This is a genomic window from Streptomyces liliiviolaceus, assembly GCF_018070025.1.
GTDB classification, from domain to species: domain Bacteria; phylum Actinomycetota; class Actinomycetes; order Streptomycetales; family Streptomycetaceae; genus Streptomyces; species Streptomyces liliiviolaceus.
In genome coordinates, this window is record NZ_JAGPYQ010000001.1 from 5229715 (window position 1) to 5253625 (window position 23911).

Below are 23911 nucleotides of genomic sequence, written 5' to 3' on the forward strand. Positions count from 1 at the left end.
GGTCCTCACCGTTCGTCGTGGTCGCTGTCGCCGCGTGCGGCGTCTTCGAGTTCGCCGAGCACCTGTTCCTCCACCAGGTCGGCCAGTGCGGCGACCGTGCGGTGGACCAGGACGTCACGGGGTGTGAGGTGCACGCCAAAGGCGTCGTTGGCCCGTGAGGAGATGTGGAGGGCGCGCAGGGAGTCGCCGCCCAGATCGAAGTAGTCGTCCTCGGCGCCGACGCGCGTGTCCAGCGCCTCCTCCCACAATCCGGCGAGGATCTCCTCGGTGGGGGTGCGGGGAGCGACGTGCTCCGCGGTCCGCGGCACGTCCGGGGCGGGCGCGGGCAGCGCGGCCCGGTCGGTCTTGCCGTTCTCGGTGAGCGGGAAGCACTCAAGGACGACGTACGCGGAAGGCACCATCGGGCCCGGCAGGGTCGCGGCGGCCAGCGCCCGCAGCTCGGCGGCGGACGGCGTTTCGGCGTCGGGCGCCCGCAGCAGGTGGGCGACCAGTCGCGGCAGGCCCGGTTCGTCCTCCCGTACGCTCACCACGGCGTCCAGCACGGCCGGATGGCGTACGAGCGTGGCCTCGACCTCGCCCGCCTCGATGCGGTGGCCGCGCAGCTTGAACTGGTGGTCGGTGCGGCCCAGGTAGTGCAACTCGCCGCGGGCGTCGCGTCGTACGAGGTCGCCGGTGCGGTACATACGGGTGCCGGGCGGCCCGAACGGATCGGCGGTGAAGCGGGTCGCGGTCAGACCGGGCCGGCCCAGATAGCCGCGGGCCAACGCCGGTCCGCTCAGCCACAGTTCGCCCGCCACACCGACCGGGACCGGCCGACGCCCGGCGTCCAGGACGTACGCCCCGGTGGCGGGCAGCGGGCGGCCGATGGGCGGTGCGCTGCCGTTCGCCTCCAGCGTGTCCGACCAGGTGGCGACGACGGTGGCCTCGGTCGGCCCGTAGGAGTTGACCAGGCGGTGGTGCGGGGCCCAGCGGGCGACCAGGTCGGCGCCGCACGCGTCGGCACCCACGGTCAGCGTCCTGAGGTCAGGCAGGGTGCCGGGGGTGTCCGGCGGCAGGGTGCCGAGCGCGGCCGGGGGCAGCAGGGTGTGGGTGATGCGCTGGGTGCGCAGCACGTCGGCCAGCTCGGCGCCGAGCAGCGGGCCGGGCCGTGGGACGACCAGGCGGGCGCCCTGCGGCAGGGACATGCACAGCTCCAGCACCGAGGCGTCGAAGCTGGGTGTGGCGAACGCCAGCACCCGGTCGCCCGGCGCCACCTGGTAGTGCGCGGCCTCGGCGGCGGCGAAGGCGGCCAGGCCCCGATGGGTGACGATCACGCCCTTGGGGGTGCCGGTGGAGCCGGAGGTGTAGATGACGTAGGCCGGATCGTCCAGGTCCAGCGGGCGGTGACGGTCGGCGTCGGTGGGTCGGCGGCCGGGTGCGCCACCGTCCCCTCCACGCTCCCGGTCCTCGCACTGCCCGTCCGCGAGCAGCGCGGCCACCTCGGCGGCGTCGAGCGTGACGGCGGGCGCCGCGTCCCGCAGCACGAACGCCACCCGCTCGGGCGGATAGTCGGGATCAACCGGCAGGAAGGCGGCGCCCGCCTTGGTGACCGCGAGCTGGGCGAGGACCATGTCCGCCGAGCGCGGCAGGACCAGGGCGACGAGCATGCCGGGGCCGGCGCCGCGCGCGATGAGCCGGTGCGCCAGGCGGTTGGCCCGCTCCTCGATCTCGGCGAAGGTCAGGGACAGGCCGGGCGCGCTCAGCGCCGTGGCCGTGGGACCGCGGTCCACCCCCGCCTCGATCAGGTCGGGCAGGGTCGCCGGGGCCACGGGTGGCAGTTGCGGGCGGGCGGGCCCGTGCAGCAGCCGGGCCCGTTCCCCGGGCGGCAGAATGTCGATCGCGTCCAGACGGTCCGCGTCCGAGCGGTCGGTGTCCAGACGGTCGGCATCCAGGTGATCGGTGTCCAGATGGTCGGCATCCTGGGCGGCGGCCAGTTCGCCCAGTGTGTGCAGGAGTTGGGCGGCGAGGGAGTCGGCCGTGGCCGCGTCGAAGTGACGCGGGTCGTAGCCGAGTTCGACGCCGAGCCGCTCGCCGGGCGAGATCACCACGGTGAGCGGGTAGTTGGTCGCCTCCCGGGCGTCGAGGTCGTGGACGTGGACGCCGTGGGCGCCGGCCGTGGCGTCGCCGACCGGGTAGTTCTCGAAGACCAGCAGGCTGTCGAACATCGGCGTCCCGGCGGGCAGCCCGCTCCACGCCTGGAGGTCGGTCAGGGGGACGTGGTCGAAGCGGCGGTCCTCGGCCCGTACGGCCTGGATGTCCCGCAGCCAGGTGTCGCGGGCCGCGCTCCCGTCCACGGTGACCCGGGCGGGCAGGGTGGTGATGAACAGGCCGGTGATGGTGTCGGCGCCGGGCAGGTCGGCGGGCCGCCCGGAGACTGTGGTGCCGAAGCACACCTCCCGTTCGCCGCTCCACCGCGACAGCAGCAGCGCCCAGGCGCCCTGCGCGACCGTGTTCAGGGTCAGGCGGTTGCGGCGGGCGAAGTCGTCCAGCCGCTTGGTCTGCTCCGTGTCCAGCCACTGGGACAGCCAGGTGTCGGAGCGGGCCGCGGAGCTCTGGGCGGGCCTGCGGTCGTAGGGCAGCGGCGTGGGAGCGGTGAGGTCCGCGAGCGCGCTCCTCCAGTGTTCCTCGGCGGGTGTGGTCTCCCGGGCCGCGAGCCAGGCCGCGTAGTCGCCGAACGGGCGGCGGTCCGGCAGCCGGGGTTCCTCGCCCCGGACGAGTGCCGCGTGGGCGGCCATGACGTCGGCCAGGACGTGGAAGACGCTCCAGCCGTCCAGCAGGACGTGGTGGAAGGTCCACACGACCCGCACCTGGTCCGGGCCGAGCCGGATCAGGGCCAGCCGCAGCAGCGGGGCGCGGTCCAGGACCAGGCCGCGGGTCTTGTCCTCGGCGAGCAGCCGTTCCAGTGCCGTGGCGCGCGCGTCCGGGGTGAGGGCGGACCAGTCGTGCCCGGTGACCGGTAGCGCGGCGGTGCGGTGCACGGCCTGGAGCGGGGCGGGGACCCCGTTCAGCACCACGGTGGTGCGCAGGACGGGCGTGCGGTCGACCACGTGCTGCCAGGCGGCGGCGAGCAGGCGCGGGTCGCGCACGCCGTCCGCGACGAACGTGATCTGCTCGACGTACATGCCCCGGCCGGGCTCGTCCAGGCCGTGCACGACCATGCCGGTCTGGGTGGGGGTGAGCGGATAGAGGTCCACGAGGTCGCGGCCGGTGCCCACCAGCCGGTCCACCGTCGGCTGGTCGAGCGGCGCCAGCGGGAAGTCCGAGGGGCTGCGGCCTCCGGCGCCGGGTTCGGCGCAGTGCCGCATGATGTGCCGCAGTTCGTCGGCGAGTTCGGCCGCCAGCCGGGCGACCGTGTCCCGCTCGTGCACCTCACGCGAGTAGGACCAGGTGAACTCCAGCCGCTTGTCGGTGACTTGACCGAGTACGTCGAGGAGGTGCGGTCGGTCCGCCGCACGGTCGAGGCCGCCTGCGAGTCCGGCGTACGGGGTGTGCAGCAGGCCGTCCGCGGCGGTGTTCCGGTCCTGCTGCCCCAGGTAGTTGAAGCCGATCTGCGGCAGCCCCGGCAGACCGAGCCGGTCGCCGTCGGGGTGCAGATGGCGCAGGGCGCCGTAGCCCAGTCCGCCCCTCGGCACGGCCCGCAGGCTCTCCTTGACGGACTTCAGCGCCGCTCCGGTACCCGCGTCCCCGGGCACGTCCAGTGCGACGGGGAACATGGTGGTGAACCAGCCGACGGTACGGGCCAGGTCGACGTCGTCGAACAGTTCCTCGCGGCCGTGGCCCTCCAGTGCCACCAGGACCCGGTCTCGTCCGGTCCAGCGGCCCAGGACCCGGCCCAGGGCGCACAGCAGGACGTCGTTGACGCGGGTGCGGTAGACGTCCGGTACGTCCTGGAGCAGCCGCCGGGTGTCGTCGGCGTCCAGGCTGACCGTCACCGTCTCCTCGCAGGCGGCCGTGTTGGCGCCGGTGAGGTCGGTCGGCAGCGGGGTCGCGTCGGCGGACAGGCCCTGCCAGTGGGCGAGTTCGTCGTCGAAGCCGCCGGAGGCGGTGTGGGCGGCCAGGCGCCGGGCCCACGTCCGGAAGGAGGTGCTCTTCGCGCCGAGATCGGGCCGCTCGCCGACGCGCAGCGCTCGGTAGGCGGTCTCCAGGTCCTCCAGGATCAGCCGCCAGGACACCGCGTCCACGACCAGGTGGTGGGCGGCCAGCAGCAACACCGGCCGCCGGCCGCCGCCGCGCCGGCACAGGGCGGCCCGGAGCAGGGGCCCTTCGGCGAGGTCGAACCCGGCGGACAGGCGGTCGGCGAGGGCACGTACGGCCATCTCGGACGCCTCACCAGAGGTCGACTCGTCAAGGCCGCCGGACACGTCGTGCGCCTCCAGGCGCGGCCCCTCCCCCGGCGCCGTGCCGTACTGCCTCCACTGTCCGTCGCCGGACGGCTCGAAGCGCAGGCGCAGGGCGTCGTGGTGTTCCAGGACGACGGCCAGGGCGGACCGCAGCAGCGTCTCGTCGGTGTCGGCGGCCACCTCGAAGGAGACCGCCTGGGTCAGCTGGGCGGGGTCGCCGGTGAGATCGTCGAACAGCCAGTGCTGGACGGGGGTCAGGGGTACGTCCCCGACGACCGGACCCTGTTCCGCCGCGGTCCGCGGGACCGCCGGAGCCTTGGCCGCGGCGGCCAGTTCGGCGACGGTCTGGTGGCGGAACAGGTGCCGGGGTGTCAATGCGAGACCGGCCCTGCGGGCGGCGGAGACGATCTGGATGCCGAGGACGGAGTCTCCGCCGAGCGCGAAGTAGTTGTCGTGCGCGCCCACTTCGGGCACGCCCAGCACCTTGGACCAGATCGCGGCGAGCACCCGCTCGGCGTCGGTGCGCGGCGGGCGGTCGCCGCTGCCGCCCGGCGCCGACCACACGGGGTCGGGCAGCGCGCGCCGGTCCAGCTTGCCGGTGGCTCCGAGGGGCAGCCGTTCCAGCGGCACGACGAGGGCGGGGACCAGGTGGTCGGGGAGCGTACGCGCGAGGAAGGCCCGCAGATCGGCCGAGCCGGGAAGCACGGGGCCGGCGGGGACCACGTACGCCACCAGACGTTTGTGTCCGTCGTGCTCGACGACTCGGGCGGCCGCCGCGGACACCTCGGGGTGCCGGGTCAACGCGGCCTCGACCTCGCCGAGTTCGATGCGGAAGCCGCGTACCTTCACCTGGTCGTCGGAGCGGCCGAGGTACACCAGCTCGCCGTCGGCCGTCCACCGTACGAGGTCGCCGGTGCGGTACATACGGCCGCCGGGCGGGCCGAACGGGTCGGCCGGGAAACGCGACGCGGTCAGGCCCGGCCGGTTGAGGTAACCGCGGGCCACCCCGGTCCCGGCCAGATACAGCTCACCCGGCACTCCGGCGGGCACCGGGCGCAGCCGGGCGTCCAGGGCGTAGGCGCGGGCTCCGCCGACGGGCCGACCGATGAGCGGTACACGGTCGGGTTCGGCCGGATCGCACGTGAAGGCGGTGGCGTAGACGGTGGCCTCGGTGGGGCCGTAGATGTTCATCACCCGGCAGCCGGGGACCGCCGAGCGGACCTGGCGCACGGTCTGCACGGGCAGCGCCTCGCCGGCGAGGACGACGGTGTCGGCGCCGACGCGGACGGTGTCCTCCGCCAGCAGCCGCCCCAGCGCGGAGGGCACCGCGCTGAGCAGTCCCGCCTGCCAGGGTTCCTCGCGTTCGGCGAGGGCCAGCAGGTCGTGGACGATCTCGACACGGCCGCCCGCCAGCAGGGGCGAGAAGATCTCGAACACGGACACGTCGAAGTTGAGCGAGGTGGAGGCCACCACATGCTCCAGGCCGTGTCCGCCGCCGAACTCCGTGGCGGCCCAGTCGGTCAGGGCCAGCACCGACGTCTGGGCGACGACGACGCCCTTGGGCCGGCCGGTCGAGCCGGAGGTGTGGATGACGTAGGCGGGATGGTCCGGCAGCAGCCGTCCGTGCCGGTCGTCGTCGGTGACGCCGTCGCCGGGCAGGGCGGCCAGGCGCGCGGCGCAGCCGGGGTCGTCGAGGGTGATCCGGGTGAACGGCCCGTCCGGCAGCCGCCCGCTCGTCTCCGCGCGGGTGACGACCGCTTCGGGACGTACGTCGTCGAAGAGGAAGGCGATGCGCTCGGCCGGATAGCCCGGGTCGACGGGCAGATAGGCGGCGCCGCTCTTGAGGACGGCGAGGAGCGCCACGATCAGGTCCGGGGTGCGCGGCAGGGCGAGCGCGACGAACCGTTCGGGCCCGGCCCCGGCCTCGATGAGCAGGCGGGCCAACCGGTTGGCCCGCTCGTCGAGCTGCCGGTAGGTGAGCTGTTCCCGTCCGCCGCCGAGCACGGCCACGGCGTCGGGGGTACGCGCGACCTGGGCGCGGAAGGCCTCGGGCAGGGTGCGGTACGCGGCCTCGGCCGGAGTCCGGTGGAGGGGCTCGGTCCGCGGGCCGCCGAAGCGGTCCAGCAGGCGGCGGCCCTCCTCGGCGGACACCAGCGGCAGGTCGGCCAGGGCACGGTCCGGGCCGGTGGCCATCTCCGTCAGCAGCGTGCGCAGGCTCGCGCCGATGCCCTCCACGGTGGCCGCGTCGAAGGCGGCGGGGTCGTGGTCCAGGGTGACGGTGAGGGTGTCGCCGGGCGCGACCACCACGCTGAGCGGGTAGTTGGTCGGCTCCACATCGCGTTCCTGCTCCATCGCGAGGCCGTGCCGGGCCAGGGCGTCCGCGTCGAACGGATAGTTCTCGAAGACCACGATGCTGTCGAACAGAGGCGTGCCGCCCGGTACTTCGCTCCAGGTCTGGAGCTGGGCGAGGGAGACGAAGTCATGGCGCCGGGACTCCGACTGGGCGGCCTGCAGTTCGCCCAGCCAGTCCAGCAGCGGGCGCTCTCCGTCGATGCGCGCCCGGGTGGGCAGGGTGTTGATGAACAGGCCGACCATGGAGGTCACCCCCGGCAGGTCGGCGGGCCGCCCGGAGACGGTGGTGCCGAACACCACGTCGTCCCCGCCGCCGTAGCGGGACAGCAGCAGCGCCCAGGCGCCCTGGAGGACGGTGTTGACGGTCAGGCCGGCCGCCTGCGCCGTCTCCCGCAGCCGCGCCGACGCGTCGGCGTCGAGTGTCACCCGCACCGACCCGGAGGACGCGGTGCGGTGCGCCTCGGCGGGCCGCCTGTCGCGGGGCAGTCCGGTGGCGACGGGGAACCCGGCCAACGCCTCGCGCCAGTACGCCTCCGCCCGCCCGGTGTCCTGCCGGGCCAGCCAGCCGAGGTAGTCGCCGAAGGGCGCGCGGTCGGGCACGTCCGGGCGGCGCCCGGCCGTCAGCGCCGCATACCGTTCGCACACCTCGTCGAAGACCTGGGCCGCGCTCCAGCCGTCGAGCAGCAGGTGATGGAAGGTCCACAGCATCCGCACCCGTTCGGGCGAGAGCCGGATCAGGGCCAGGCGCATCAGCGGGGCCGTCTCCAGGTCGAGGCCCGTCTGCCGGTCCTCGTCGACCAGGCGCGCGAGCTCCGTCCCGCACCGCTCGGCGGACCAAGCGGACCAGTCGTGGTGCGTGACGGGCACGGTCGCCCGCCGCCGTACGGCCTGCATCGGCTCGGCGGTCTCCTGCCACACCGGGTGGGTGCGCAGCATCGGGTTGGCGTCCACCGTGCGCTGCCACGCCTCGGCCAGGGCGTACGGATCGGTGACGCCCGACAGCACCAACTGCACCTGGTTGACGTAGGTGCGGCTGTCGGGGTCCAGCAGGCTGTGGAACAGCATGCCGGACTGCATCGGCGTCAGCGGGTACAGGGCGTCGACCGTACGGCCGTCGCCCACGACCCGGTCCACGGCGGCCTGGTCGATCCGGACCAGCGGAAAGTCCGAGGGCGTACGGCCGCCCGCGCCCGGCTCGGCGCAGTGGGCGACGACGTCCTCCAGCGCCCGCAGCATGCCCGCCGCGAGACCGCCGACGGTCTCCTGGCGGTGCAGCTGCCGGCTGTAGTGCCAGGTGATCTCCAGCTCGCCGTCCTCGACGCGGGCGACCACGTCGAGCAGATGCGGGCGTACGGACTCCGGTGCCTCGGCGCCGCCCAGGCCGCCCGGCACGGAGCGCACCAGCGCGCCGCCACGGGCCGACCAGTCGAAGCGGCCCAGGTAGTTGAAGCTGACGCCGGGCATCGGCGCCTCGGTCAGTCGCTCGTCGCGCGCCAAGTAGCGCAAGGCGCCATGGCCGAGGCCCCGCGCGGGGACCGCCCGCAACTGCTCCTTGACGGCCTTCAGAGCGGCGCCCCAATCCTCGTACGGGGCGTCCGGGAGTGCGAGGGCGACGGGGTACAGGCTGGTGAACCAGCCGACCGTACGGGACAGGTCCACGTCGTCGAAGAGCTGGTCCTCGCGGCCGTGTCCCTCCAGGCCGACGGCGACGGTCCGCCGCCCGGTCCAGTCGGCGAGCACCCGGCCGAGAGCGGTCAGGAGGACGTCGTCGACACGGGTGCGGTAGACACTCGGCACCTCTCGCAGCAGGGCGTCCGTGCGCCGCCGGTCGAGGCGTACGGTCACGGCGTCCACGTCGGCCATGGTGTTGCCGCCGTCCATGTCCGACCTGGTGGGATCGCCGTCGCCGTCCACCGGCAGGGGTGCGGCGCAGTGCCCGGCCACCATCTCCCAGTGCGCGCGCTGCGCGGCGAAACCGCCCGACGCGGTGTGGTCGTGCAGCCGCCGCGTCCACTCCTGGACGGAGGTCGTCCGCTCCGGCAGGCGTACGGGCTCACCGGCTCGGGCCTGCCCGTAAGCGGTCTCCAGGTCCTCCAGCAGGACGCGCCAGGAGACGCCGTCGACGACCAGGTGGTGCACGACGAGGAGCAGACGGGTGCCGGTGGCGCCGGTAGCACCGGTGACGCCGGCAGCTCCGGTGAACAGGCGGGCCGTCAGCAGCGGTCCGTCCGCGAGGCGGAAGGAGGCGTGTGCCTCGGCCGTCACCCGGGCTTCGGTCTCCCCGGCGGGCGCCTCCCCGAGCCCGCGCAGGTCATGGACCGTCAGCAGTTCGGGGGTCTCCTCGTCGGCCCGCGGGCACTCCTGGCGCCAGGAGCCGTCGGCGGACCGGACGAACCGGCTGCGCAGGGCGTCGTGGTGCGCGTAGACGGCCGCAAGGGCGCGGCGCAGGGCCGCCTGGTCGACGTCGTCGGGCGTCTCCACGACGACGGACTGGTCGAAGAACTCCGGCCGCCGCGGCCCGGGTTCGAGGAACCAGTGCTGGATCGGGGTGAGCGGAACCTCGCCGCTCACCGGACCGGTCCCCGCGACGGGCACGGCCTCACCCGTGGTCGCCGCGGCGGCCAGAGCGGCAACCGTCGGATGCCGGAACAGATCCCTCGGTGTGAGCGCGAGTCCGGCCGCGCGGGCACGGGAGACGACCTGGATGCTGAGGATCGAGTCGCCGCCCAGCGTGAAGAAGTTGGTGTCGGCGCCGACCCGTTCCACGCCGAGCAGCTCCGCCCAGATCCCGGCGAGGGTCCGCTCGGCCTCGGTGCGCGGCGCGCGGTACTCGGCGTCACCGGCCGTCGTCCAGTCGGGCGCGGGCAGCCGGCGCCGGTCCACCTTCCCGTTCGCCGTCAGGGGCAGCTCGGCCAGCGTGACGAAGGCGGCGGGTGCCATGTAGTCGGGCAGTTCGGCGACGACGTGCGTGCGCAGTTCGTCCGCGGACGGCACGACGGCCGAGGGCTCGGGCACGAGGTGTGCGGCCAGCCGCTTGCGTCCGGCGTGCTCGTACATCGAGACGACCGCCTCGGCCACGGCCGGATGGGCGGTGAGCCGGGCCTCGATCTCGGTGGGTTCGACACGGAAGCCCCGAATCTTGACCTGGTCGTCCGCCCGTCCCACGAAGTGCAGTTCGCCGTCGGCGCTCCACCTCACGATGTCTCCGGTGCGGTACATCCGCCCGCCGGACGGGCCGGACGGGCCGAACGGATCGGCGAGGTAGCGTGCGGCGGTCGCGCCGGGCCGCCCGGCATAGCCGCGGGCCAGTCCGGCACCCGCGATGTACAACTCCCCCGGTACACCGGGTGGTTGCGGCTGGAGGGCGTCGTCCAGCACGTACACGCGCGTGTTGTCGAGCGGCCGTCCGATGGGCAGCACCGGCGGCAGCGGGTCACCCGCACGGAAGACGCGCCGCGTCGCGAAGGTGGTCGTCTCGGTCGGTCCGTAACCGTCGACGACGGTGAGGCCGGGGCAGGCATCGAGCACACGGCCCACCACGGCACCCGGTACGGCCTCGCCGCCGGTCCACACCTCATGGGCGCCGCGCAGGCAGGTCGGGTCCTCCTGGGCGAGCAGCCGGAAGAGGCCCGCTGTCAGCCACAGGCAGCGCACTCCCCGCTCGGTGATCGCACGGCGGACGACGGCGGCGTCCACGTCGGCCGGCGGGGCCAGCACGGCCGTTCCGCCGCGCAGCAACGGCACCCACAGCTCGTAGGTGGCGGCGTCGAAGGCGTGCGGGGAGTGCACGAGGACCCGGTCGTGTCCGGTGAAGGCGCTGTCGAGGGCGAGCGCGGCGACGTCCCGCTGTCGTACCGCGACGCCCTTGGGGATGCCGGTGGAGCCGGAAGTGAACATCAGGTACTGGACGTTGTCCGGGTGGATCTTCCCGAAGCGCGCCACCTCGCCGTCCGCACCCTGTACGTCTACGGCGAGCAGGTCGGCCACACGCAGTACGGTCCCGTCGGGCAGCAGCTCCCGCGCCACGGCCTGCCGATCGACACCCGCACCCGCGTCGGCGTCGACCTCAGCTTCAGCATCAGCGTCGGCGTCGATGAGCAGCAGCCGCGCGCCCGCCTCGGCGAGCATCCGGCGCAGCCGCTCGCCCGGTGCCCGGCTGTCCAGCGGTACGAACACGCCGCCGATGCGGACCAGGGCGAGCTGGACGACCACGAGGTCGGCCGAGCGGTCCATCAGCACGCCGACCGGGACCTCGGCGGCCACACCGAGCGCGGCGAGCCGACCGGCCAGCAAGGCGGCCCGGGCGTCGAGCTCCCGATAGGTGAGCCGCTCCGCGCCCGTCTCCAGAGCCACGGCGTCCGGCGTGCGCCGGACCTGCGCGGCGAACAGCTCCGCCACGGTGACCTCGGCCCCGGACACGCCGGTGGCCGTGTCGTTCCACTGCTCGACCACCTGAGCGCGGCGCGCGGCCGTGAGCAACGACAGTCGTGTGGGCGGCAGTTGAGGCGTGGCCGCCATGTTCGTCAGCAGGACGGTGAGGTACTCGACCATGCGCTCGACGGTGTCCGCGTCGAACAACCGCGGATCGTAGCCGAGCCGCAGACCGAGTCCGGCGCCCGGATAGGCCACCAGGCTCAGCGGGTAGTTGGTGGTCTCGATGCCGTCCAGGGCGCTCAGCCGCAGTCCGTGCGCGGCGGCCAGTTCGTCGTCGACCGGGTAGTTCTCGAAGACGACGATGCTGTCGAACAGGGCGGCGCGTTCCGGGAGTTCGGTGAGCCCCTTCATCCGGGTGAGCGGCACCTGGTCGTGGCGGCGGTCCTCGCTCTGCTCCTGCTGGAGGTCGCGGAGCCAGTCGAGCAGTGACCTGTCGTGCGGCACGGTCACCCGCGTGGGCAGGGTGGTGATGAACAGGCCGGTCATGGTGTCGGCGCCCGGCAGCTCGGGGGGCCGTCCGGACACGGTCGTGCCGAACACGACGTCGTCCCTGCGGGCCTGACGGCTCAGCAGCAGCGCCCAGGCGCCCTGTACGAGCGTGTTGACGGTGAGCCCGGCCGTTCTGGCCAGTTCCTCCAGTGCCCGGGTGGTGGCGGTGTCCACGGTGGTGCGGACCGCCGCGGTGGACTCGGCCCGGTGGCTCTCGCGCGGTTCCCGGTCGTACGGCAGCGCGGTGGCGTCGGTTAGATCGGCCAGGCGGCGCCGCCAGTGCCGTTCGGCCTCCGCCCCGTCGCGCTCGCGCAGCCAGGCCACGTAGTCGCGGAAGGGGCGCCGCTCGGGCAGCGGCTCCCGCCCGCCCGTGGCGTGTCCGGTGAACACGTCGGACAGCACCTGGAACAGGCTCCAGCCGTCCAGGACCAGGTGGTGGAACGACCACACCACCCGTACGCCGCCGTCGGAGATCCGGGCGAGCACCAGTCGCTGGAGCGGCGCCCGGCCGAGGTCGATGCCCTGCGCGCGGTCGCGGTCGAGGAGGTCCCGCAGCCGGTGCCCGCGCTCCTCCTCGTCCAGGTCGCGCCAGTCCAGATGGGTCACGGGCACGGTCGCGTACCGCTGCACCACCAGAAGCGGTTCGGGTACGTCCTGCCAGACGACCCGGCCACGCAGCACGGGTGTGTGGTCGGTGACGCGCTGCCAGGCCGCCGCGAGCGCGGCCGGGTCGGGTACGCCGTCCAGGTCGAAGGTCAACTGCTGGAAGTAGACGCCCAGATCGTCCTGGGAGAGCCGGTGGAAGAGCATGCCGGTCTGGGTCGGGGTGAGCGGATGGATGTCCTCCACCGCGTCCGGGTCGTCGCCGACGATCCGGTCCACGGCCGCCTGGTCGAGCCGGGCGAGGGGGAAGTCCGAGGGGGTACGTCCGCCGCTGCCGGGCCGGCCGGCGTGCCGCGCGATGTCGGCCAGCGCGTCGGCGAAGTGTGCGGCCAGCTCGGCGACGGTCGTCCGGGCGTGCAGTGCGTCGGAGTAGAACCAGATGAACTCCAGTGCGTCGCCGTCGAGTCGGCCCACGACCTCCAGCGGGTGCGGGCGCAGGGCGGCGGGGTCGGCGTCCAGTTCCAGAGTGCGGAACGGGCCCTCGTACAGGCCTCCGGTGGTGTCCGGGAGCCCGAACCTGCCCAGGTAGTTGAAGCTGACCTGTGCCTCCGGTGCCTCGGGCAGTGCCACCCGGCGGGCGAGGTGTCGCAGGGCGTCGTGCCCGACCCCGTGCCGGGGCACCGCCCGCAGCTGCTCCTTGACCTGCTTCAGTACGGCGTCCCAGCCGGCGTCGGACGGGACGGCCAGGGCGACGGGGTGGCGGGTGGTGAACCAGCCAACGGTACGGCTGGTGTCCACGTCGGCGAACAGTTCCTCGCGGCCGTGCCCCTCGACGTCCACGAGCACCTGCTCGTGCCCGGTCCACGCGCACAGCACGCGGCCGAGCGCGCTCAGCAGCACGTCGTTGACCCTGGTGCGGTAGGTCTCCGGCAGGGTGCGCAGCAGGGCGGCGGTGTCCTCGGGCGTGAGCCGGACGGTCACCGAGCGCGCGGAGGCGTAGGTGTTGGCACCGTCGCCGTCCGTGGGCAGGGCCGCGGCGGCGCCGGCGACAGCGGCGGTCCAGTACGCGGCCTCGCCGTCGAAGCCGCCGTCGGCCGCGTGGGCGGACAGCCGCCGGGCCCAGTGCCGCAGCGGCGACGACTTCGGGGGCAGCGCCGCCTGTCCGTCCCGGCCCTCCCGGCGGGCGCGGTAGGCACGGTCCAGGTCCTCCATGAGCACCCGCCACGACACGCCGTCGACGACCAGGTGATGGACGGACAGGTGCAGTACGCGGGACCGGCCGGGGCCGCGGTCGTGCAGGACCGCGCGCAGCAGCGGGCCCCGGCGCAGGTCGAAGGCACCGTGGTGCGGGGAGTCGGTGTCCGGGCCCGTGTGGCGGGCCAGGTGGACGCGGGGCGCCTTGTCCTCGATGCGCCAGACGACGGGCGGTCCGGCATCCGCGCCTCCGGCCCCCACGTCCTCTGTCTCCTGAGTCGTCTCGTCGGTGAGGAAACGCGAGCGCAGCGCGTCATGGTGGGCGACGAGGTCGTTGAGTGCCTCCTCCAGCGCCGCCGGGTCCAGGTCGTCGGGGACCTGGAACGACAGGGTCTGGGCGAAGCGGCCCGCGTGACGGGCGGCTTGGCGGGCTGCTTGGCGGGCGGCGCTCTCGAACAGCCAGCGCTGGATGGGCGTCAGGGGCGCGGCGCCGGTGGCATCGACGACGGCCGGGGTCGCGGGCCTGCGGCCGCCGGCCGCGTCGGCGCAGCGGGCGAGGGCGGCGATCGTCTGGTGGCGGTAGACGTCCCGGGAGGTCAGGGTGAGGCCAGCCTGCCGGGCCTGGGCCACCACCTGGATGCTGAGGATGGAGTCGCCGCCCAGCATGAAGAAGTTGTCGTCCACCCCGATGCGGTCCACGCGCAGGATGTCCGCCCAGACGGCGGCGAGGATGCGCTCGGTGGGCGTGCGCGGGGCCACGCGGTGCGCCCGGCTTCGGGCGGGTCCCGGGTCCGGGAGACGGCCCCGGTCCAGCTTGCCGTTGGGGTTGAGGGGCAGGTCCGCCAGGACCATGACGGCCGTCGGCACCATGTAGTCGGGCAAGGTGTGGCCGAGGGTCCGGCGCACCTCCTCCGGCTCGACTCGCGCGTCCGGAGCGGGAACGACGTAGCCGACCAGCCTGCGGTGGCCCTCGCTCTCCCAGACGGTGGCCGCCGCCTCCGCCACACCGTCGAGTCCGCGCAGCGCCTCCTCCACCTCGCCGAGTTCGATACGGAAGCCGCGTACCTTGACCTGCTGGTCGGTGCGGCCGACGTACTCCAGTTCGCCGTCGGCGCTCCACCGGACGAGGTCCCCGGTGCGGTACATGCGGTCCCCCGGCGCACCGAAGGGGTCGGCGACGAACCGGGTCGCGGTCAGCCCCGGGCGCCCCAGGTAGCCGCGTGCCAGTCCCCCGCCGCCCAGGTACAGCTCTCCCGTCACGCCCGGCGGCTGGAGGCACAGCAGGGAGTCCAGGACGTAGGCCCGGGTACGGGCCACGGGCCTGCCGATCGGCGGCGCCTGGTCCGGTGTCCCGTCACCGGCGAACCACGCGGTGGCGTAGACGGTGGCCTCGGTGGGGCCGTAGATGTTGGCGATGTCGCAGCCGGGCATGGCCCGCCGCAGGTCGTGCACGGTCTGCGCGGGAAGCGCCTCGCCGGCCAGGACGACGGTGTCCGCCGTCACGGGCGCGCCGTCCTCGGCGAGCATCCGGGAGATGACGGACGGCACCCCGCTGACGAGCCCGGCCCGCCGGGTCTGTGTGGTGTCGGCCAGCTCGGTGAGGTCGGCGACCACCTCGATGCCGCCGCCCACGAGCAGGGGGCAGAGCATCTCGAAGACCGACACGTCGAAGTTGAGGGAGGTGGAGGCCACGACGTGGGCCAGTCGCCGGGGCCCGAACCGCTCCTCGGCCCACGCCGCGAGCGCCGCGACACTGCGGTGGGTGATCACAACGCCTTTGGGACGTCCGGTCGAACCGGAGGTGTAGATGACGTACGCGGGATGCTCCGGGTCGAGCGCGCGCATCCGGTCGGCGTCGGTGAGGTCCCCGCGGCCGAGCTCCCCGTCGGCAGTGGCAGCGGAAGTAGCGGCGGCAGTAGCGGTGGCCTCTTGCGGAAGCCAGTCCTCCAGAAGCAGCGGGACGCAGTCCTCTGGCAGTGCTCCGGCCGTCTCGCGGGTGGCCAGGACCAGGGCGGGGGCCGCGTCGGCGAGCATGAGGCGGATGCGCTCGACCGGATAGCCGGGGTCCACCGGTAGGTAGCCCGCGCCCGCCTTCAGTACGGCCCACAGCACCGGCAACAGGTCCGCGGTCCGCGGCAGGCACAGGGCCACCAGCGTCTCGGGTCCGATGCCGCGGGCGGCCAGCAGCCGGGCGAGCCGGTTGGCACGCCGGTTGACCTCGGCGTAGTCCAGGCTTTCGGCTCCGCAGGTCACGGCGGTCCGGTCGGGCGTGCGTGCCACCTGTGCCTCGAACAGCGCGGGCAGCGTACGGGCCGGTGCGCGGCCGGTGTCCCCGGCCGGCGGGTTCCACTCCTCCAGCACCGTGTGCCGTTCGTCCTCCGACAGCAGGGCCAGTTCGCCCACCGTGCGGTGCGGCCCGTCGGCCATGCCCTCCAGCAGCCGGCCCAGCTGGCGGGCCATCCGCGCCACCGTCCGCGCTTCGAACAGGCCGGTGTTGTACTCGACCGTCAGCTCGCAGCCGCCGTCGGTACGCGGCACGAACTCCAGCACCAGGTCGAACCGCGCGGCCGGACGGGGCAGCGGCTGCGGTTCGATCCGTACCCCGTCGGCCCCCGGCGGGTCGCTCAGGGCCGTCTGCTGCACCACGAGCACCTGGACCAGCGGGGTCCGGCTCGGGTCCCGGGTCGGGGCCAGTTCCTCCACCACCCGGTCGAACGGCACCGCTTCATGGGCGAAGGCGTCCAGGACCGTCGCCCGCACGCTCTCCACGTACCGGTCGACGGTCATGGTGTCGTCCACCTCGCCGCGCAGTACGACGGTGTTGGCGAAGAACCCGGTGACGTCCTCCAGTTCGCGGCGTCCCCGCCCGGTGGTGACGGTGCCGAAGGCGATGTCCCGCTGCCCGGAGTAGCGGGAGAACAGCACCGCCGCGGCCCCGGCGAACAGGGTGAACACCGTCGTGCCGCGGCCTCCGGCCAAATGCCGCAGCCGTGCGACGAGTTCGGCCGGGAGGTGCTGCCGGTGGGCCTCCCCGTCGGTGGTGCGTACCACCGGCCGGGACCGGTCGGTCGGCAGTTCCAGTTGCGGCATACCGGCCAGCTGCCGTTTCCAGTACGCGAGGTCCGACGCGTCGCCGTCCCCCGAGCGCCGCCGCCGCTCCCAGACGGCGAAGTCCGGGTACTGCACGCGGGGTTCGGGCAGTCCTGTCGGCAGGCCGGACACCTCGGACCGGTACAGCGCCGCCAGGTCACGGGTCAGGATGCCCACGGACCAGCCGTCGGTGACGATGTGGTGCTGGGCCAGCAGCAGCACATGGTCGTCGCTTCCCCGGCGGACGAGCAGGGCCCGGGTGAGCGGACCGGTGGCCAGGTCGAAGGGGCGGCCGAGTTCCTCGGTGAGCAGCTGTTCGACGGCGTCGTCGAGCCCGGTCCGGGACAGCTGGGTCACGTCGGCTGTGCGCAACGGCAACTCCGCGTGCGGGTGTACGTGTTGGACGCCCTGGCCGTCCTCCGTGGCGAAGGTCGTGCGCAGCGAGTCGTGGCGGGCGGACAGCCGGTCCAGGGCCCGGCGCAGCGCACCGGCGTCCAGCTCGCCGCGCAGCCGCAGCGCCAGGCCGGTGTTGTACTCGGTGCCGCCCGGCGTGAGGTCGTCCAGGAACCACAGGCGTCGCTGGGCGCTGGAGAGCGGAAGCGGCCGGTCGCGCGGGACGGCCGGGATCGGGTCCGGGGGCGCCACCAGGGTCGACGGGCCCATCAGCCGGGCCAGCGCGGCGACGGTCCGCGCGGTGAACACGTCCCGGACCGACAGCCGGGCGCCGAGTTCCTCACGGATGCGGGCCAGGGCGCGGGCGGCGAGGATCGAGTCACCGCCCAGGTCGAAGAAGTCGTCCTCGATGCCGACGGCTTCGGCCCCGAGGACGTCCGCCCAGACCTCGGCGAGGGCCCGCTCCTGCGAGGTGCGCGGCGCCACATGACCCGGTGCGACCGCGCGGACGGGTGCGGGCAGCGCACGCCGGTCGATCTTGTTCTGCGGGGTGAGCGGCAGGGCGTCCAGGACGACCACGGCGGAGGGCACCATGTGTGGCGGCAGGACGGCGGCGGCGACCGCCCTCACGTCGGCCGCGTCCAGGGCGTGTTCCGGGTCGGCGGCGGTGACGTACCCGACGAGTTGCTTCCGCCCGGGTTCGTCCTCGCGCACCACGACCACGGCGTCGCGCACCCCGCCGTGGCGGCGCAGTGCCGTCTCTGTCTCGCCGGGCTCGATACGGAAGCCGCGCACCTTCACCTGGCGGTCGACCCGGCCCAGGTACTCCAGTTCGCCGTCCGCGTTCCAGCGCGCCCGGTCGCCCGTGCGGTAGAGCCGGGCTCCCGGCGGGCCGAAGGGACTGGCGACGAAGCGCCCTGCGGTGAGGCCGGGCCGGTTGAGATAGCCGCGGGCCACTCCGACGCCGCCGACGTACAGTTCCCCGTCGGTTCCTTGCGGTACGGGCCGCAGGGCCGCGTCCAGGACGTGCGTCCCGGTGCCGGCGAGGGGCCGGCCGATGCTCGGTGTGCCGCCTCCAGGCGACAGCGGTCCGGTCCAGGAGGCCACGATGGTCGTCTCGGTGGGACCGTAGGAGTTGACCATCCGGCGGCCGGGCGCCCATTGGTCGACGAGTGCCGCGGGGCACGCCTCGGCTCCCACGATCAGCGTGCTCAGCCGTCCCGGGCCGATCCGGGCGGGGTCGGACACGGTGGCGAGCGCGGCCGGCGGGATCAGCGCGTGGGTGATGCGGTGCTCGTTCACCACCGCGGCGAGTTCGTCGCCCAGCCAGGGGCCGTCGGGCGGTACGACGAGGGTGGCGCCGGACAGGACGGAGATGAACAGCTCCAGCACGGAGGCGTCGAAGCTGGGTGAGGAGAACTGCAGGACCCGGCCGCCCGGACTGACGGCGTACTGTGCGGCGGCGCCCGCGGTGAAGGCGGCGATGCCGCGGTGGGTGACGGTCACTCCCTTGGGTGTTCCGGTCGAGCCCGAGGTGTAGATGACGTACGCGGCCTGGTCGGCGTCCACCCGCGGGTCCGCGATGTCCGGGGCGGGCCCGGCGGCCTCCATGACGGCGCGCAGGTCGGCCGGGTCGTCGAGGACGACGGCCGGCGCCGCGTCGTCCAGCATCAACGCCCGCCTCTCACGCGGGTATTGGGGGTCCACCGGCAGGAAGGCGGCACCGGCACGGGCCGTGGCCAGTTCGGCGGCGATCAGCTCCAGCGAGCGCGGCAGGACCAGCGCCACCGTCCGCTCCGGCCCGGCCCCGCGCCGTACTAGATCGGCGGCCAGGCGCCCGGTCCGCTCCGCGAGGTCCCGGTAGGACCAGGTGTGCCGGCCGTCGGTCACCGCCGGCGCGTCCGGCGTGCGGCGCACCCACGACTCGAACAGTTCACCGAGCGGCAGCGGCTCCACCGTGCCGTCGATACCGCCTCCGGCGGTGACGTCTTCCGCCCGGGCGGAAGGGGACATCGGCCTGGGCTCGTTGTGCAGGTCCGTCATGGGGGGTCCTTCGAAAGCGGTGGTGATGCGGGTGCGCGCGGGCGTGGGGAGGCGCCCGGGCGCGCCGGGCCGCACGCGGGCGGCTCTTCGGCGCGGGGAGGGGTACGGCGGGGCGGCTGGCGGCGGGGCGTCAGGCGGTGCCGACGCGGCGGGCCGTACGACCGGAGATCTGTACGCGGTCGACGCTTCCGTCGGCGGGATCCCGGTGGAAGCGTCCGCCGGGTTCTCGGATACCGGTGGCGGGGTCGACCAGGTCGCAGCTCAGATCCGGGTAGCAGACCAGGGGCAGCGACAGGTCGCCGTCGATGGACAGTGCGGGCAGGCCGTCGGGCCCGAGGCTGATCCGGTACTCGCTCGTCCCGTTGCGGTAGGTCCCCGCGCACTGGGGGAAGGCGATGGGGCCGCCGCGGTCCGGGCGCGCGGGAGCGGCCGGCACACGCAGACCGGTGAGCCGGGTGAGCTCGTCGGCCAGGTCCCGCCACAGGGCGGTGGCGCCGCCGGCGTTGCCGGTGAAGGCGACGACGACGCCGCTGCGGGGTTCCGCGCGCAGATGGCAGGAGGTGCCCTGGGCATTGCCGTCGTGACCGCACCACCAGCGGTCGTCCTGCTGGTAGAGGGCCGCGCCCAGTCCCCAGGCGTCTGCCAGGGGAGCGGCCTCGGTGCCGTCCTCGGGGCGCCGCATGAGCGCGGCGGTGGTGGAAGGGAGGACGGCGGACCGGCCGATCAGGGTCCTGCCCAGTGCCAGCAGATCGGGGGCGCTCGCCAGCAGTGCGCCGGCTGGGGCCTCGACGGGCGCCAGGCTCTGGTGGGCCGGCCGTACGGCTCCCGTCGCCGTGTTCAGGCCGTGTCCGCTCGCGACGGGCCGGCCGGGGAGGCTGTCGCCGAGGAAGGCGGGGGTGATGCCCAGCGGCTCCAGCAGCAGCACGCGTACGGCTTCGTGCCAGGTCATGCCCGTCGCGGCTTCGATCAGCCGCCCGGCCGCCACGTAACCGGCGTTGGAGTAGGAGAAGTCCGTTCCGGGGTCGAACAGCGTGTCCTCGGCGGTGCAGACCGCCGCGAGATAGCGGGAGGCCGTCATGCCTGCCGCGGAGTCCGAGTCGAGGCCGGTGGGCAGACCGGCCGTGTGGGAGAGCAGGTGACGCACGGTCACCTTGGGTAAGTCCTGGAACTCCGGCAGGACATCGGCGACGGACTCGTCCAGGTCGAGGTCCTCATCGTCGATCAGGAGCATGACAGTGGCGGCCGTGTACGTCTTGGTGACGCTGCCCAGCGGCACGGCCGTGTCGGCGGTGAACGCGGCGCCCCGGACGGCGTCGGCCGTGCCGGTGTGCACACTGACGAACTCCGTGCCGGTGTCGACGGCCAGCTGGGCGCCGGGCACACGGTGGGTCCGGGCGAGACCGTCGAGACGGTCCTGCAGGGTTCGGCGTAAAGGGGACGACTGGGGGGCGACTGGAGCGGTGGTGGGGAAAGGCATGTGAAGGGGACTCCCACTGATGCTTGGTGTGAACGTGACGCCGGAGGCCGATGGGGATGAGCGGAACGGCCCCGCGTCGGTGCGGGTGACGCGCTCTTGCCTGCTAACTCCTTGCGACCTCGACTGGCAGCTGACGTACGCCGACGATGACGCCCGGGTTCTGGAAGGTGACTTCTCCGTAGGCGGGGACACGCAGATCGGAGAATCGTTCAAGCAGCATCCGGAGGGCGATACGCGCCTCCAGCCGGGCCAGCGGTGCGCCGAAACAGAAGTGGATGCCGTGGCCGAACGTCAGATGGGGGTTCGGACTGCGGGTCGGCTCGAAGACGTCCGGTGCCGCGAAGCGGGAGGGATCGCGGTTGGCGGCGCCCAGATGGGCCACCACCATCGCGCCCGCGGGAAGTTCGTGCTCGCCGATCACCACGGGCCGGGTGGCGCGTCGGCCGAGTTCGGCGAAGGGAGGCAGCCAGCGCAGTACCTCCTCGATGGCGTCCGGCAGCCGGCCGGGGTCGGCACGCAACGCCGGGAGTGTGCCGGGGTGCCGGTCGAACGTGACCACCGCGTTGCCGAGCAGCGCGGTGGTGGTGACGTGCCCGGCGACGAGCAGGAGGGCGACGAACCCGACGATCTCCTGGTCCTCCAGCCGGACCCCGTCCACCTCGGCGGCCAGCAGTTTGCTGGTGAGATCGTTTCCCGGAGTCTCTCGGCAGCGCCGGATATGGTCCAGGACGTAGCCGTTCATCTCCCGCACGGTGGGGGCGATGGCTTTGAGAGCGCGGGCCAGGTCGTCCATGTTGGGCGCTTCGCCGAGTTCGTCGCCGCCGAAGAGGGTGGCCGCCCATTCCTGGAAAAGCCTGTGGTCGGCTGCCGGTATGCCGAGCAGTTCGGCGATGACGATGATGGGCAGCGGGTAGGCGAGCGTGTCGACCAGATCGAACCGGTCGCGGTCCGCGACGTCGTCCAGCAACCGGCCGCACACATTCTCGATGCGTGGCTGCAATCCGCTCACCACGCGGGGCGTGAATGCCTGGCTCACGAGAGTACGCAGTTTTCGGTGCTCCGGCGGATCCATACCGACGAAATTGCCCTGCCGGAAGACCTCGAAGTCCTCCTGCGTGGGCGCGACGGACGAGAAGTCGGAGGAAAACGTCGCCGGGTCCGCGAGAACCGCGGCCACCGACTCGTGGTCCACCACCTGCCAGGCACTCTGCTGTTCGTCGTAATGCACCGGTCTCAGTGCGCGTAAGGACTGCCATCGATCGCTCAGCGTGTCGAAGGGTAAGTGCTCCTGTTGCGATGCGTTGCCGGTCACCTGTTCTCCTTCGTGCGGTTCGCGGGGACGGCGAATCCGCAAGCGGGATGGTGGAGGTCGAGCCCGGGCTCGGAAGCGGGTCCCGGTCGCGACCTGGTGCGATCCCGACCGACGGCTGCCCTGAGCGGGTGGCCGAGCAGCTCGGTCGACGTTCTGGACCACCGAATTCGGTCACCGGCTCGGGTATGGCCGGCCCGTACGGCCGTGTGCCTCGCATCAACGGCTTCAGTGGTACGCGTGCATACGCGTCAACAGATGTGACGCGGACCGTAACGGCTCCATGCCCACCGCTGAACAATCGGCGGGACTCGTCGTGCGCGAATCACTGACATCACACATCTCCGGTGAGTGAACGTACCGCGCAGCGTTCGCGCGGTGACCTCCCCTTGCCTTTACCTCGTGTATGCCGGGCCTTTGGGTGGGGCCTGACGTTCTGTCGACACACGCGGGTCCGTTCATTGCCGCCGGGCCGAGCGGCCATAACCGGGGCGAATATCCTCGACCCCGTCGAACCCGGCGACAGTCTTCATGGCGGGTCAACCGAGAGCAACCCCCCGAGTTCCGGTGGAGGGCATATCGGCAAGCCATTGCGCATTGTCCGCGAGCAGCCCGAACCAAACGCCTCGGCGATGGTCCGGTCTGCTTCGCCGCCCCCACGCGTGCCCCGGGAGCAGATGGCTAAACAGCCGATTGCGTAGAATCTGGAACTCCCCTTGAGCGCCCATCGGCCGCAACTCCTCTCACCTGCGCAGAGATTGCCCGCGGCGGCCTCACAAGCATGGCCGTAAAAAAGCGGAACATTTCATTCGAAGACGGCGCGAACGGTCGGGGCGTTCGGCGCCGTGCCGGGTGACCGACCTCCCCGTACCGTCGGTCACCCGGCCGGGCCGGCACCGACTTCGGCCGAATCCCGCCCGGAGCGCACGGGGCGCACTTCCCTGGCGCGTATACGGGTCACTCCCTCACGCGAGCTTCTCGTTGTCGTTGACGGGGCGGCGCGAGGCGCGGCGGCGGTCGACGACCTGCCGCCACCTGTCTCCGTAGACGAGGCCGATCATGTCCTCGCCCGCCATCACGTCGTGGGGGAAGCCGAGTTCCGGCATGCTGATCTCGTCGAGCCGGCTCAGCGCGTCGTCGTCGAGGACGACGTCGACGGCGGCGAGGTTGGTCGTCAGCTGTTCCTCGCTGGTCGCCCCGAGCAGCGGGACGACAGTGCCGGGTCGTGAGCGCAGCCATGCGAACGCGACCTGCGCGGGGGTCCAGCCGCCGGCGTCGGCGACGGCGACGACCTCGCGGACGATGTGGTCGCCCCGCTCGCCGCTGAAGTCCCATCCCCCGCGGGTGAGCCGCCCTTCGGAGCCGCCCAGGTACTTGCCGGTCAACCGTCCCTCGGCCAACGGGCCCCACGCCACGACGGCCAGATCGTGCGCCTGGGCCATCGGCGTCAACTCGGACTCGACCGAACGGGCCAGCAGGTTGTAGCGCAACTGCACGCCGACGAAGGGCGACCAGCCGCGCAACTCCGCGAGGGTGTTCGCCTGGGCGATCTCCCACGCGGACCAGTCCGAGACGCCGACGTGCAGCACCTTGCCGGCGCGGACCTGGTCGTCCAGCGCGCGCATCAGCTCGGGCAGCGGGGTGAGGGTGTCGCGGGCGTGCACCCAGAGCACGTCGACGTGATCGGTGTTCAGCCGCCGCAGGCTCGCCTCAAGGGACGTGACCAGGTTCTTGCGGTGATTGCCCGCCGTGTTCAGATCGCCGGGGACGGTCTGCGCCGTGTACTTGGTACTCAGTACGAACCGGTCGCGCCGCCCCTTGAGCGCACGGCCGACGATCGACTCGGAGGAGCCGCCGGTGTACACGTTCGCGGTGTCGATGAAGTTCCCGCCCGCGTCCGCGTAGATGTCCAGCAGCCTCGCGCTGGTCTCGGGCGCCGCGCCCCAGCCCCAGTCCTCACCGAAGGTCATGGTGCCGAGCGCGAACTCGGAGACGCGAATACCGGAACGGCCCAGAAGTGTGTAGCGCATGAAAGATCCTTGTCTCGACAACCGCATGTCCGTCACCACGGAACGCCCCGCCCGCCCCGCACGACCAAGCTGCCGCACCCCACCCACACCAACCAGGCAGCACTCATCCTGGGTGCGC

Annotated in this window: 4 protein-coding genes; all 4 read right to left on the minus strand. The window is 73.2% G+C overall.

The genetic code is table 11. From position 1 onward, the window contains the following. Positions 1-5: 5 nt before the first annotated feature. The gene (locus J8N05_RS22860; protein ID WP_210885416.1) at positions 6-18977 is read right to left on the minus strand and encodes a non-ribosomal peptide synthetase; all 18972 of its coding nucleotides are present in this window, start codon (positions 18975-18977) and stop codon (positions 6-8) included. 130 nt (positions 18978-19107) lie between these two features. Continuing rightward, the gene (locus tag J8N05_RS22865) at positions 19108-20454 is read right to left on the minus strand and encodes a serine hydrolase domain-containing protein (protein WP_210885418.1); all 1347 of its coding nucleotides are present in this window, start codon (positions 20452-20454) and stop codon (positions 19108-19110) included. A gap of 103 nt (positions 20455-20557) precedes the next feature. After that, positions 20558-21682 carry a cytochrome P450 gene (locus J8N05_RS22870; RefSeq protein ID WP_247706411.1) on the minus strand — a complete coding sequence of 375 codons (1125 nt, stop codon included), beginning with the start codon at positions 21680-21682 and terminating at the stop codon, positions 20558-20560. A gap of 1046 nt (positions 21683-22728) precedes the next feature. Then, positions 22729-23793, minus strand: a complete 1065-nt coding sequence (locus tag J8N05_RS22875; protein ID WP_210885422.1) for an aldo/keto reductase — start codon at positions 23791-23793, stop codon at positions 22729-22731. Between the last annotated feature and the right edge of the window lie 118 nt (positions 23794-23911).